Consider the following 13,348-nt stretch of genomic DNA (forward strand, 5'->3'; position numbering starts at 1 on the left):
ATGGTACGGACCGGGGCGCCGTCAGCTGGCCTTCGTCACCGTGACCGCGCTGACCGGGGTGTTGTTGAGCCGTTCCTTGGGCGTGCCGGTGCCGTTGCCCCACGTGCCGTTCGCGACGGCCGCGTCCTTCTGCGCGACGAGCGCGTCATAAGTGGCGCGGGTCAGCCGGTCGACGCGGATCGTCCATTTCTGGCCCACGCCCTCGCCGGAGGCCGAGCCGAGCGTCACCGCATAGGTCCCGGTCTTCCCGATCGGCCCGTCGAGGAAGCACCACCCGGCGACGCACACGGTCAGGGCCAGCCGGGTGTCCTTCGCGGCCGCGTCGGCGCGGGAGATGTCGAGCTTCACCGTGAATTGCCGTGGGACGCGCGAGCCGGAGGCGGGAGTGGCGATTCGGGTGACCATCGGACGGGTCGATGTGGTCTTCGGGCGGGCGGCTGGTGACGTTGCTGGAACCGATTTCAGTGTGCTGGAACGAGCCGCCGCGGACGGGGACGCAGGGGCGGACGCGGGGCTGGAGGTGTTCGCGGGGGCGGGCCGGGTCATCGACGGCAGGGGGAGTGGACCGAGCGGCAGGGCCGGGGTGGCGGCGGGAGGGGCGGCCGAGGGCTGCGAGTCCGGGCGGACCAGCACCACCACCAGCATGACGACGGCAGCGACGACTGCGGCCGCGGCGACGATCCATGGCGTCCGGGAGCCACGCGCCGAGCCGCCGGATGAGCTGGGCGACCCGAGCACCGGTGGCGGTGGGGCGGCAAAAGTGGGCGGCCCAGAGATGGGCGGTCCGGAGGCCGGTGACGTTGAAGGGGCGGGGGACTGCCGGGCGCGGATGACGGCCGGGTGGTCCGGGCCGAGTGCCGCCGGTCCGTGCTCGGCGACGAGGGCGAGATTCCGGCGGGCTTCGTGCCGGTTGCCGAGCTCGTCGGCGACTTCGGCCAGGTCGGACGCCAGGAGCACCATCAGCGGATCCGCCGGCCCGAGGCGGTGACCGGCGGCCTGGGCCTCCTCGAGCAGCCGCCGTGCGCCGGCCGGGTCGCCGGCGCGGGAGTGCAGCCCGGCGAGCTGACGCATGGTCGCCAGCAGTTCTGGGTCGCCGGCCGCGAGACCGGGCCGGCCCTGCTCGACGGCCTGCTCGAGCAGCGCCCGCGCGCCGGACACGTCTCCGGCGGCGGCGAGGTGGTCCGCCTGCTGACGGGTCTGCGGGTACGAAGGCACCCGGACATAGTTCCCGATCAAGCTCGGCCCCGCCAGCCGCCCGACCGCGCGCGGGAACGCCACGGCCGCCCCGGCGACGGACCAAGGCCGCGCGCGGGAACGGCTCGGCCGGCCCGGCGACGGGCTCAGGTCGCGCGCGGGGACGCTGCAGCTGGGGGAGGCGAGGGGCTCAGACCGTGCGCACGATGGTGCCCGCGGCGGTCAGGGCGGCCACGTCCTCCTCGGTCGCGTCGGTGGTGGTCACCACCATGCTCAGGGCGGACACCGGCGCCACGAAGGCCAGGGCCGTGCGGGAGAACTTGGCCGGCTCGGCGACCGCGACGACGCGGCGGGCGGAAGCGATGACGGCGCGCTTGATCGCGGCGTCGGCCAGGTCGAAGGCGGTCAGGCCGGCGGCGGTGAGGCCGCAGCAGCCCAGGACGGCCGTGTCGAAGCGCAGCGCGGCCAGGGCGGACTCGGCCAGCGGGCCGGTCAGGGCCAGCTCGCCGGGGCGGGGCTCGCCGCCGGGCAGCAGGAGCCGGAGCTGCGGCGCGCCGGTCAGGGCGTTGGCGGCGTGCAGGGACATCGGCATGACGGTCAGCCGCCGGGGCGCGAGCGCGCGAGCCACCTCGAGACACGTGGTGCCGCTGTCCACGACCACCGCCTCGCCGTCCACGAGGAGGTCGGCGACGGCCGCGGCGATGCGCTGCTTGGCGTCGTGGCCCTCGTGGTCTCGTACGGCGAAGGGCTGGTCCTCGCCCCGCAGGGCCAGGCTGCGCGCGCCGCCGCGATAGCGCTCGATCAGGTTGGCGGCGGCCAGTTGCTCCAGGTCGCGGCGCACGGTCATCTCGGAGGTGCCGGTCAGCTCGGCCAGCTGCGCCACGCTGAGCTGCCCGGTCTGCTGCACCGCGTCGAGGATCCGGCGGTGCCGGTCGTCGGCTGTCACCCCGGCATTGAACACCAGGCGGCCGCCGATTACCAAACTTCCGAACAAGAAAAGTGTTTGTTATGTTCGGAAGCATGTTCACATCGTTGCGGGCCGCCCGGGTGGCGACCTTCTCGTACTTCGCGCTCAACGGCTTCGTGCTGGGCATCTGGGTCGTGCACATCCCGGCCGTCGAGCAGCGGGCGGGCATCAGCCACGCCACCCTGGGCTGGCTGTTGCTGCTGCTCGGCGGGGGTGCGTTCGCCGGGATGCAGATCACCGGGCCGCTCACCGACCGGTTCGGGGCCCGGCTGGTCGTACCCGTCAGCGGGGTGTTCCTCAGCGCCGCCCTGGTGCTGCCCGCGCTGGCGACCGAGGCGTGGGCGCTCGGTGCCGCGCTGCTGGTACTGGGGCTGGGCAACGGCTGCCTCGACGTGAGCATGAACGCGCACGCGGTGCAGGTCGAGGCCGCCTATCGCCGGCCGGTCATGTCCGCGTTCCACGCGATGTTCTCGATCGGGGGCGTGCTCGCGTCGGTGCTGTCCGCTCGTACATTGAGCTGGGGTTGGGGTCCGGCAACCACGCTGAGCCTGGTCGCGGTGGCCGGAGTGGTCGTGGCCGTCGTGTCCTTCCCGGGCCTGCTGGCCCGTCCGCAGAACGCGCCGGCCGAGGAGGAGCCGGCGGAGCGGAAGCGCCGGCCCGTGCCGTTGCAGATCTGGGTGCTCGCCGCGCTGGCCCTCATGCTGATGCTGAGCGAGGGCGCGGCCGCCGACTGGAGCGCTTTGGCCATGCGGGACGTGCTCGGGGCGAGCCCGGCGACCGCGGCCCTCGCGTACGGCGCGTTCGCCACCGCCATGACCGCCGGCCGGTTCGTCATCGACCGGGTCGCCGCCCGCGTCGGGCCGGTCGCCGTGCTGCGCTGGGGGGCCGCGCTGGCGGCGCTGGCTCTGGTGCTGGTGGTCTGGTCACCGTCGATCCCGGTCGCGCTGGCGGGCTGGACCCTCTTCGGTGCCGGCCTGGCGGGAACGATTCCCCAGTTGTTCAGTGCGGCCGGGCACAGCGATCCGGCCGCCGCGGCCACGAACGTGTCCCGGGTGGCCGGGCTCGGATACCTCGGCATGCTGGCCGGGCCGGCCGTCATCGGCGCGCTCACCCACGTCGTGCCGCTCAACGTCGCCTTCCTGCTGCCGCTGGTCTTCTGCGCGATCGCGGCCGTCAGCGCGGGCACGTTGCGGAAAGGGGGACCCGCCGGCGTCGCTCGGGGGCACGGGACGCCGGCGGGGGTCGGCGAGGGCTACCAGCCCAGATAGCTGCGGGTCAGCGCGGCGACGTGCTCCACGACCGCGATGCCGTCCTGCTGACTCGCGTGGCCGTGGGAGAGGACCGAGATCGACACGTCGGTCTTCTCCCCGGTGATGCGGCCGGTGCTGTTGATGATCCAGCGGTTGTCCTCCTCGGCGCGGGCCAGCCAGCCGTTCTTGAGCGCGACCTGCTCGCCGTCAAGGGCGGCGGCGCTGACACCCCAGGTCTGGTCGGCGTTGACCGACGCCATGAGACCCAGCAGGTACTCGCGTGAGGTCTTGTCGAGCGGGCTGCCGGCGTCGCGCAGGGCGAGCAGCATCCGGGTCTGGTCCTTCGCCGTGGTGCCGCTCAGCCCGGACGACGCGGCCGGGGTGGTGTCGTGCAGCCCGAACTGGTCCAGGGCAGCGCTGAGACCGTCGGCGCCGCCGACCGCCGCGTACATCTTCTTCGCCGCGTTGTTGTCGCTGGCCACGATCATCTTGCGGGCCCGGGTGCGCTCGGTGGCGCTCAGGGCCGGGCCCTGGAGGAGCCGCGCGGCCAGGACCTCGACCTTGATGACGCTCGCCGCCAGGAACTCGCGGTCGCCCCGGTAGTCGTACCGGCGGCCGGTCTTGCTGTCGACGACCGCGACGCTGAAGTCCGGCACCGTGCCCGCGTAGTCCTCGAGGGCGGCGGTCAGCCGGCCGACGCGCTGCGACCAGGATCCGGTTGCCTTCGACTTGTCGACCTGGTCGCCGCGGCGGGGTCCCGGGAAGACGACATTGGGTCCACCGGCCTTCTTGAAGGCGATCAGGCTCTCCGGCGACATCGTCGCGAGCGGCTCGGCGCGGGCGGCGCGACCGACGTTCGCGGCGGGAGCGAGGGGTTCGGGCGTGGCGCCGCGCAAGGCGCGGGCCATAAAGGCTTTCCAGATGTCGTACGGCATCCCGTCGCCATTGATCGCCTTGCCGTCCTCGGTCCGGATCGCGCCCGGCTTGTCCCGCCCGACCCAGGTGACCGCGGCGAGCCCGTCGGCCCAGCCGGCCGTCCAGGCGTCGGAGGTGTCCGTGGTGTCGCCCCACTGCTGGGTGCCCGTCTTCGCGGCGGCCTGCACCCCCGGGACCTCGCCGTCGTGCTCGACGACCTTGGCCAGCACGGCGCCCATGTCCGCGGCCACCTCACGGGACAGCACGCGCGACGACTCGCCCTCGTGTTCGTAGAGCGGAGTGCCGTCGGCGCGCGTGACGGAGTCGGTGAAGTAGCGGTCGGTGCGCCGGCCCCCGCCGGCCAGGGTCGCGTAGGCGGTGGCCAGGTCGGCCGGGGCGACCGGATAGCGGCCCAGCGCGATGTCCGACCGGGTCCGGCCGGGCTGGGGCTCGCCCTTGAGGTCCACGAGCGTGTCCTGCTCGCCGTACTGCTCGGGGACGCCCAGCCGATGGGCCAGATCCGCGACGGTCCCCGCCCCGATCTGCTCGGCCAGCGCGTAGAACGGCGTGTTGAGCGAGTGCACCATCGCCGTGTCGAGTGAGCACATCGGACACTGCAGGTTGTCCTGGTTGTAGAGCGGTGCGCCGCCGCGATCCTTGAAGAGCCGGGGCGAACTGCCGTCGTAGAACGAACTGAAACCGATGCCCCGTTCCTCGGCCGCGGCGAGCACGATCGGCTTGAACGTGGACGCGGGCGGCCGGGGCGCCAGCGCGTCGTCGAAGTAGCCGCTGCCACGGTTGCCGCCGTAGTAGGCCCGGACGGCCCCGCTGGCCGGGTCGACGGCCACCAGCGCGGTCCGCAGCTCCTCCGGCTGGCCGCGCAGGGCGTCGCCGATGCTGCTCGTGGCCGCGGCCTGGGCGGTCGCGTCGATCGTGGTGCGGATCTGCAGCCCGCCGGTGCGGATCTGCTGACGGCTGATGCCCGCCGCCGCCAGCTCGCTCTCGACCCGGTCCGTGATGAGCCCGGCCGGCCCGCCGACGGTGCTCGCGGTGACGGACTTCGAGGCGACCTCCGGGTACGGCTGGGTCAGCTCGGCGGCCGGCAGCCAGCCCGCGTCGGCCATCGCGCGCAGGATCCACTTCCACCGGTTCTGGGCCCACTTCAGGTCGACGGCCGGGTCGCCGATCGTCGGGTCCTTCACCATCGCGGCGAGGACGGCGCCCTGGCCGGCGGTCAGCTTGTCGACGCCCGTACCGAAGAAAGCGCGCGCGGCGGCCTCGATGCCGTAAGCGCCGCGCCCGAAATAGATGGTGTTCAGGTAGCGTTCGAGGATCTCGTCCTTGCTGAATTTGTGCTCCACCTTGAGCGCGAGCGCGGCTTCCTTGGCCTTGCGGCTGACGGTGCGCTCCTGCGTGAGGTACGCGTTCCGCACGTACTGCTGCGTGATGGTGGACGCGCCCTGCCCGTCGTCGTGGGCGATGTTGCTCCACAGCGCGCGCAGCAGGCCGCGCACCGAGACGCCGGAGTGGTCGTAGAAGCCGCGATCCTCGGCCGCCAGGAAGGCCCGCCGCACGGGTACGGGCACCTTGGCCAGCGGCACGTCGGTGCGATCGGTCGTGCCCACCCGCGCGAGCACCGTGCGCCCGTCGCGGTAATAGACGACGGAAGCCTGCGGGGGCACCGGATCCGGCGGCAGGTCGACGCCGAGGACGTAGCCGGCGGCGGCGACACCGAGCGCGAGGGAGGTCGCCGCGAGGGCAGCCACCGTCCGCCGGATCCACCGTGGCACCCGCAGCCACCATGTCGGCGCTCCGGGGATCCAATTCGGCCGCGTCGGTCTCCATCCGGGCATCCGTGCGTGTCCCTTCGCCGGGGGCGAGCGCCGGACCGCGCTCGACGGCTTGACGCCTCCCGGAAGGCGGCAGGTTGCAACGAAACGGAACAAATTCGGAGCGCGATCGGCGAATTACGGAGCAGAAGGTGTCACGGTGTGGCCGCTTCACCGGGCACGATGGGGCGCATGCCGAAGACCTCCGCGCGCCTGCTCGCCCTGTTGTCGCTGCTGCAGGCCCGCCGGGACTGGCCCGGCACGGCGCTGGCCGATCGGCTCGACATCAGCCTGCGTACGGTCCGGCGTGACGTGGACCGCCTGCGCGAGCTCGGGTATCCCATCGCGGCGATCAAGGGTCCCGACGGCGGGTACCGGCTGAGCGCCGGCACCGAGCTGCCGCCCCTGCTCTTCGACGACGACCAGGCGGTGGCCCTCAGCGTCGCCCTGCAGATCGCGGCCACCACCCCCGGCAACGGCATCGCGGAGGCCGCCGCCCGCGCGCTGACCACGGTTCGCCAGGTCATGCCCGCCCGCCTCCGCAACCGGATCAACGCCCTGCGGGTCACCGTGGTCGAGCGCCCGACGACCCGGCCCGCTACGCCGGTCGACGGATCGCTGCTGCTGGCCGTGGGCGCTGCCGTCCACGCGCAGGAGGTGCTCCGGTTCGACTACGGCGCCGAGTCCGACCGGCCGCCGCGCCGGGCCGAGCCGCATCACCTGGTCACCTGGGACGGCCGCTGGTACCTGGTCGCGTGGGACCTCGACCGCGCGGACTGGCGCGTCTTCCGGGTCGACCGCATGCTGCTGCGGACGCCGAACGGCCCGCGCTTCACGCCCCGGGAGCTGCCCGCGCCGGACGTGGCCACCTATGTCGCCGGGAAGTTCCGTGGGTCGTCGGAGGGATCCCGCTGGCCGTGCGAGGGCGTCGTCGTCCTGGACAAGCCGGCGGCGACGGTCGCGCTCTACACCGCCGACGGCATCGTGGAGGAGCTCGGCCCGGACCGGTGCCGGCTCACCCTCGGCTCCTGGTCGTGGCCGGGGCTGGCCGCCGCGATCGGCCGCTTCGACGCCGACATCGAGGTCGAGGGGCCGCCCGAGCTGAGCGCCGCCTTCGCCCTGCTCGCCACCCGCTACTCCCGCGCGGCGGGCTCGTCGGCCGGGCCGAACACCTGAGCCGGAATGTCGGCGGCCACGCTACTCCGGCGCTTCGCCGAAGACCTGAACCGGAATGTCGACGGTGAAAGTGGAACCGATTCCCGGAGTGCTCAGCGCGGTGACGTCGCCGCCGTGGGCGCGGGCGAGCTGGCGGGCGATGGCGAGCCCGAGGCCGCTGCCGCCGGTGGCCCGGGTACGGGAGGTGTCGGCGCGCCAGAAGCGGTCGAACACCTTCGGGAGGTCTTCGGCGCTGATGCCCGTACCTGTATCGGTGACGGCGATGCGCAGACGCGACTCCCGTACGCTCAGGTCGACGGTGACCGAGCCGCCGGGCGGGGTGTGGCGGACGGCGTTCGAGACGAGGTTGCCGACGATCTGGCGCAGCCGCACGGGATCCACCGTCACCTCGGGGTCGCCGGACGCGTGCAGGGCCAGGGTGACGGCGGCGGTGCGGTGGGCGTCGAGGACCTGCTCGAGGAGGTCCTTCACATATGTGGGGGAGGGGTGCACCCGCAGGTTGCCCGCCTCCGCCGCGGCGAGGTCGCGCAGGTCGTCGACCACGTGGTGCAGCAGGACGGCCTCCTCCACCAGCAGGTCGAGCACCTCGGCATCGACCGGGACAGCCCCGTCGCGGGCGGTCTCCAGCCACGTGCGGATGGTGGTGAGCGGGGTGCGCAGCTCGTGGGCGATGTCGTTCACCATGGCCTGGCGCTGACGTTCCACCGCTTGGCGGCGCTCGGCGAGGTCGTTGAAAGCGGTTGCCAGATAACCGATCTCGTCGCGGGTGGTCACCGGGACGGCCTGCTGCGACTCGACGGGGCGGCGGGCGGCGGCGGTCAGCACGCGCAGGGGCCGGACCAGGCGCAGCCCGGCGACGACGGTGACCGCGCAGGCCACGACCAGCACGGCGGCGGCGGTGGCGACGATGCGCAACCGGTTGCCAGGCGAGAGGTCGACGGACGGCGCCGGGACGGCCTGGCCGGTGACGAAGAGCAGGGCGGGCGGGGCCACGTACGGCTGGAGCTGGGCCCGGCGGGCCTCGTCGAGGCACATCTGGCTGCTGCCGTCCGTCTCGCCGGCGACGGTGAACTGCGGCGTGACCTTCACCGGGCCACCACACTCGGCCATCCGCGCGGACAGATCTTGCAGCGGCTCGCGTTCGGAGGCGACGGGCGTGGCGAGCTCCCGGGCGGGGCAGCTGGCTTGGATCCCGGCGCTGATCTGGCGCACGGTGGGGCGGCCGCTCGGTGTGTCGACGACCTCGGCCTGGATCCCGTACGCGGACAGGCAGTCGATCTGGTCCTCGGCGGCCTGGCGGAGCGCCCGCCGTTCGTCGCCGGTGAGCCGGTAGGGGCCGACGGCGCGCGGATCGATGCGGCCGCCGGAGACGCGCGCGATGCCGGGGTCGAGGAACAGCGGGTCGACCGTGGCGGTGGGCACCTCGGACACCGCGACGGCGTCGGCCGCGTCCGGGCTGGAGCCGGCGATGAGCGTACGGCCGGGGGTCGTCAGCGCGATCCGGCTGCGCGTGAGCTCCCCGAGCCGGGTGATCTTGCTGCCCGCCCCGTCCCACGAGTCGTGCGTCGCCGCGTACTCGATGAGCGCGTCGTAGATGTCGGTGTCCGCGGACAGCGTCCGGCTCTGCTCGTGCGTGACGGCCCGCTTGGTGAGCTGGACCGAGAGCCAGGCGGTGGCGGCGATCGCGCACAGGGCGATGAGCAACGACGCGGCGAGCAGTCGCGTCAGCAGGCTGCGGTGCAGCGGCACGGCGTTCATCCGGCGCCGGCCATTTTGTATCCGACGCCGTAGACGGTCAGCAGCAGAACGGGACGCCGTGGATTCGGTTCCAGTTTGCGGCGCAGATTGGAGATGTGCGTGTCGATGGTGCGTTCCGTCGACTCCTTGCCGCCGCCGCTGGTCTGTTCGAGCAAGGCGGCCCGGGTGAACACTCGCTCGGGCCGGCGCATCATCGCCACCAGGATCGCGAACTCGTCGGGCGTGCACTCGACGAGCCGGTCGCCGGCGCGCACCTCGCGGGTGTCCAGCGCGACGGTCACGGGACCGGCGCGGAGGAGGTCGACGGCGACGGGCCGGGTCCGGCGCAGCAACGTCTGGATCCGGGCCAGCAGCTCGCGAGGCCGGTAGGGCTTGGTGAGGTAGTCGTCCGCGCCCTGCGCCAGACCCAGCAGCAGGTCGTCCTCGCTGGTCCGGGCGGTGAGCATGAGCACCGGGACGGCCGACTCGCGGCGCAGGATCCCGCACAGCTCGATCCCGTCCAGGCCGGGCAGCATCACATCCAGCAGGACGAGATCGGGACGAACACGGCGGGCGGTGGCGAGCGCCGTGGGACCGTCGTGGGCGACCGTGGCGCGATGCCCGGCCGACTCCAGACAGCGGCGCAGGATCTCGGCGTGCTTGACGTCGTCCTCGGCGACCAGAACATGGGCTGACACCCGGCCGACTATAGGAGCCCCGGCCACCCTGACAACTTCTTGTCAATCGGTCGGCAGGATCCTCGGCGTGCTCAAACAAGTGTCGGTCGCGGTTGTCGTGCTCGCCGCCGCGGGGGCGACCGCCGTGGTGCTGACCAGGGACGCTCGCGCGCAGAAGACGCCGGGGGCCGAGCGGATCGCGGTCGAGACGGTCGAGATCACCAAGGGCGACCTGTCGACGAGCAGCTCGCTCACCGGCACCCTCGGGTACGGCGCCGCGCGGGTGGTCAAGGGGGCCGCCGCCGGGGTCGTCACGTGGCTGCCCAAGACCGGCAAGGTGGTCAAACGGGGCGGGGTGCTCTATCGCGTGAACGATGCGCCGGTTCCCCTTTTTCTCGGCAGCCCGCCGCTTTATCGCCCGCTCGCGGCCAAGGACACCGTGGGGCGCGACGTCGCCATGGTGAACCGGAACCTCAAGGCGCTCGGCTATGCCACGGGCGTGCAGCCCCGGACGGCCGGCCCGCTCGGGAAAGAGGTCCGGAAAGGCGAGGACGTGCTGACGGACAGCCTGCTCAAGGCGATCAAGCGCTGGCAGCGGGACACCGGGCTGCCCGAGGACGGCAAGCTCGAGGTCGGCGACGTGGCGGTGCTGCCCGCTGCCGTCCGGGTGGAATCGGTTTCGGCCGTTCCCGGCGACGCCGCCGCGGGCGAGCTGATGACGGTCACGCCGACGAAGAAGGTCGTCACGGTCCCGGCGTCGCCGGGCGCGGCCGGGTCGCTCGGCGAGGACGACAAGGTCGGGCTGCGGATGCCCGACGGCACCGAGTCCACCGGCCGGATCAGCGCGATCGCGACCGTGGCGCAGCCGGGCGACGATCCGGGCGCGCAGCAGCAGGTGGCGGTCACGGTGACGATGGACGACCCCGAGGCGGCGGGGCGGCTCGACGGCGGCAGCATCGAGGTGCGCGTACCGGGGGAGAGCCGCAAGGGCGTGCTGACCGTGCCGGTGAACGCTTTGCTCGCGTTGCAGGAAGGCGGTTATGCCCTGCAGTTGCCGGACGGCCGCCTGGTGCAAGCGGAAACCGGTCTCTTCGCCCAGGGCATGGTCGAGGTGTCCGGCGCCGGGCTGCGCGCGGGCCTGCGGGTGGTGACCACCTCATGACGAGCGTGCTGACCCTGCGCGACGTCGGCCGCACCTATCCCGGCGGCGTCACGGCCCTCGACGCCGTCTCGCTCACCATCGGGCGCGGCGAGCTGGTCGCCATCGTCGGGCCGTCCGGGTCCGGCAAGTCGACCCTGCTGAGCATCATGGGGACGCTCGACCGGCCCACCCGGGGCACGGTCGAGCTGGCCGGGCAGGACGCGGGCCGGCTGCGCGACCGCCGCCTGTCCGCACTGCGCGGCCGGTGGCTCGGCTTCGTCTTCCAGCAGTTCCATCTGACCGACGGCATGACCGCGGTGGAGAACGTCAGCACCGGGCTGCTCTACGCCGGGGTGCCGCGGCGGCGCCGGCGGGCGATGGCGGAAACCGCTCTGGAACGCGTCGGGCTCGCGCACCGCGTCACCCATCGGCCGCACGAGCTCTCCGGCGGCGAACGGCAACGGGTCGCCATCGCCCGCGCGATCGTCAACGAGCCCGCCCTGCTGCTCGCCGACGAGCCGACCGGGGCGCTGGACACCGCGAACGGCCGGGCGGTGCTCGACCTCTTCACGCGGCTGCACGCCGAGGGATCGACGATCGCGATCATCACGCATGACCGGGACATCGCGGCCCGGCTGCCCCGGCAGGTGGAGATGCGCGACGGGCGGGTCGTCGCGGACACCGTACGGGCGCGCTCGTGAATGTCGTTGATCTGCTCGCCGTCGGCACGGTCGGGTTGCGGATCCGCAAGACGCGGGCCGTGCTCTCCGCGCTCGGCATCGCCATGGGCATCGCCACGATGGTGGTGGTGACCGGGATTCCGGCGTCGAGCGAGCGCGCCCTCATGGACGAGCTGGCCGCGCTCGGCCCCAACCTGTTGCAGGTCACGACGGCTCCGCGCACGGGCGACGAGCCCGCCCGCCTGCCGCGCGAGGCCCCGGCGATGGTCGGTCGCATCGGCCCGGTCACCAGCGTCGCGGCGGTCGCCAACACCAACACCGTCGTACGTCGTAACGACCGCACCGACCCCCGCGACGGCTCCGGCCTGACCGTCCTCGCCGCCGAGCCGGAGCTGCTGGGCACGTTGCAGGTTTCACTGCTCGCCGGGCGCCTGCCCGACACGTTCCCGACCGTGGTCCTGGGCGCGGTCGCCGCGTCCCGCCTCGGCGTCGCCACGCTGCCGCCCGGGCCGCCGCCGCAGGTGATGATCGGGGACGCGTGGTTCAGTGTCGTCGGCATCCTGGCGCCCACCCCGCTGTCGCCCGAGATCGACCGGTCGGTGCTGGTCAGCTGGGCGGCCGCGGAGAACGAGCTCGGCTTCGACGGCTATCCGACCGTGCTCTACGTGCGGGCCGAGGAGCCGGCGATGGAAGCGGTGCGCGGAGTCCTGCCGGCCACAGTGGACCCTGATGATCCGGCGGGCGTGCAGGTGGCGCTGCCGTCCGATGCGCTCGCCGCGAAACGAGCCGCCGAGCGTACGTTCTCCGTCCTCTTCGTCGGTCTCGCCCTGGTGGCGCTGCTGGTCGGCGGTATCGGGGTGGCCAACACGATGGTGATCTCCGTCCTGGAGCGCCGCGCGGAAATCGGTCTCCGCCGGGCGCTCGGGGCGAACCGCGGCCAGATCAGGGCCCAGTTCCTGACCGAGTCGGTCGTGCTGTCGGGGCTCGGCGGCGTCACCGGCACGGCGCTCGGCATCGCCGCCACCGCCGCGTACGCGTGGCAGCACGACTGGCCGCTCGTCGTCCCGGCGAACGCGGTCGGCGCGGCCCTCGGCGGCGCCCTCCTGGTCGGCGTGGTCGCCGGCGTCTATCCGTCCGTGCGCGCGGCCCGGCTCACGCCGACCGCCGCTCTCGCTTCCGTCTGAAAGGGTGTTCCGGTGCGATTCCTCGTCGTTCCAGTGTTGTGTCTGTCGCTCGCCGCGTGCAGTCAGGCCTCGCCGTCCTCCTCCTCGGCAGGCGGTGGGGAGGTGGCCACTCTGGTCAGCACCGCTCCCTCCGCGGCCCCCTCGAAGAAACCCGCCGAGCGCCCGCTCATCCGGACCGACACGTCCGCCGAGGAGGAGGACCGGCTGACCCAGATCTGGATCGACTGCATGGTGGCCCACGGCGACCCGGACTACAGCGCGAAGAAGGCCCTCAACGACGGTGCCGACCCCGGGCAGATCGTCGCGCAGCGGGGCGCCCCGGGCACGGAGGCGAAGCACAAGCAGGCCGAGAAGGCCTGTCAGGACAAGGAACCCGAGGAGATCTGGCAGCGGGCCAAGCGTCTCGACCCCACCTATCCCGACAAGTTGCGCGACTGGGTGACGTGCATCCGCTCGTACGGGATCGACGCCTGGGAGGACGACGGCTTTCTCGCCTTCGAGAGCCTGCCGCCCGACCCGCAGATGAAGAAGGTCGACCAGTGCCAGGACAAGGTCTTCGGCTCCGCGTGAGGTTTGCCCGCGCCGCCTAGAGTGGCGG

At 73.1% G+C, this 13,348-nt stretch carries 11 protein-coding genes; 6 read left to right on the plus strand and 5 right to left on the minus strand.

All coding sequences use genetic code 11. The features are described from left to right. Positions 1-21 precede the first annotated feature (21 nt). On the minus strand, positions 22-1,215 hold the full coding sequence (locus RAN62_RS24885) for a tetratricopeptide repeat protein (RefSeq protein ID WP_305787166.1): 1,194 nt from the start codon (positions 1,213-1,215) through the stop codon (positions 22-24). Positions 1,216-1,384: 169 nt separating this feature from the next. Further along, positions 1,385-2,140, minus strand: a complete 756-nt coding sequence (locus RAN62_RS24890; protein ID WP_305787167.1) for a DeoR/GlpR family DNA-binding transcription regulator — start codon at positions 2,138-2,140, stop codon at positions 1,385-1,387. 62 nt (positions 2,141-2,202) lie between these two features. On the opposite strand from RAN62_RS24890, the gene RAN62_RS24895 reads away from it, so the two are divergent. Then, on the plus strand, positions 2,203-3,429 hold the full coding sequence (locus tag RAN62_RS24895; protein ID WP_305787168.1) for an MFS transporter: 1,227 nt from the start codon (positions 2,203-2,205) through the stop codon (positions 3,427-3,429). Here the strand turns inward: RAN62_RS24895 and RAN62_RS24900 are convergent. Beyond that, positions 3,414-6,116, minus strand: coding sequence for a transglycosylase domain-containing protein (locus tag RAN62_RS24900; RefSeq protein ID WP_305787169.1), 2,703 nt, complete (start codon positions 6,114-6,116; stop codon positions 3,414-3,416). The two genes, RAN62_RS24895 and RAN62_RS24900, sit on opposite strands and share 16 nt — an antisense overlap. Positions 6,117-6,347: 231 nt before the next feature. Here RAN62_RS24900 and RAN62_RS24905 point away from each other — a divergent pair, with 231 nt between their 5' ends. Beyond that, positions 6,348-7,331 carry a helix-turn-helix transcriptional regulator gene (locus tag RAN62_RS24905; RefSeq protein WP_305787170.1) on the plus strand — a complete coding sequence of 328 codons (984 nt, stop codon included), beginning with the start codon at positions 6,348-6,350 and terminating at the stop codon, positions 7,329-7,331. A 21-nt stretch (positions 7,332-7,352) separates the two neighbouring features. Here RAN62_RS24905 and RAN62_RS24910 read toward each other — a convergent pair whose 3' ends face one another. Next, positions 7,353-9,089 (minus strand): sensor histidine kinase, encoded by a 1,737-nt coding sequence (locus tag RAN62_RS24910; RefSeq protein WP_305787171.1) that lies wholly within the window; start codon positions 9,087-9,089, stop codon positions 7,353-7,355. Further along, positions 9,086-9,766 (minus strand): response regulator, encoded by a 681-nt coding sequence (locus tag RAN62_RS24915; RefSeq protein WP_305787172.1) that lies wholly within the window; start codon positions 9,764-9,766, stop codon positions 9,086-9,088. The genes RAN62_RS24910 and RAN62_RS24915 overlap by 4 nt, the downstream gene beginning before the upstream one ends. Before the next feature lie 67 nt (positions 9,767-9,833). Here RAN62_RS24915 and RAN62_RS24920 point away from each other — a divergent pair, with 67 nt between their 5' ends. The 4 genes from RAN62_RS24920 to RAN62_RS24935 all read left to right on the plus strand — a co-directional run bounded on the left by RAN62_RS24920 (position 9,834) and on the right by RAN62_RS24935 (position 13,320). Beyond that, a complete protein-coding gene (locus RAN62_RS24920; RefSeq protein ID WP_305787173.1) occupies positions 9,834-10,907 on the plus strand; it encodes an efflux RND transporter periplasmic adaptor subunit in 1,074 nt (357 codons plus the stop codon). Then, positions 10,904-11,587 (plus strand): ABC transporter ATP-binding protein, encoded by a 684-nt coding sequence (locus tag RAN62_RS24925; RefSeq protein ID WP_305787174.1) that lies wholly within the window; start codon positions 10,904-10,906, stop codon positions 11,585-11,587. The genes RAN62_RS24920 and RAN62_RS24925 overlap by 4 nt, the downstream gene beginning before the upstream one ends. Further along, entirely contained in the window at positions 11,584-12,750 is a 1,167-nt protein-coding gene (locus RAN62_RS24930; protein ID WP_305787175.1) for an ABC transporter permease, read from the plus strand. The genes RAN62_RS24925 and RAN62_RS24930 overlap by 4 nt, the downstream gene beginning before the upstream one ends. A 102-nt stretch (positions 12,751-12,852) precedes the next feature. Next, complete coding sequence (locus tag RAN62_RS24935; RefSeq protein ID WP_305787176.1) at positions 12,853-13,320, plus strand: hypothetical protein; 468 nt, start codon at positions 12,853-12,855, stop codon at positions 13,318-13,320. Positions 13,321-13,348 lie beyond the last annotated feature (28 nt).

This window comes from Symbioplanes lichenis (genome assembly GCF_030709675.1).
GTDB lineage: Bacteria > Actinomycetota > Actinomycetes > Mycobacteriales > Micromonosporaceae > Actinoplanes > Actinoplanes lichenis.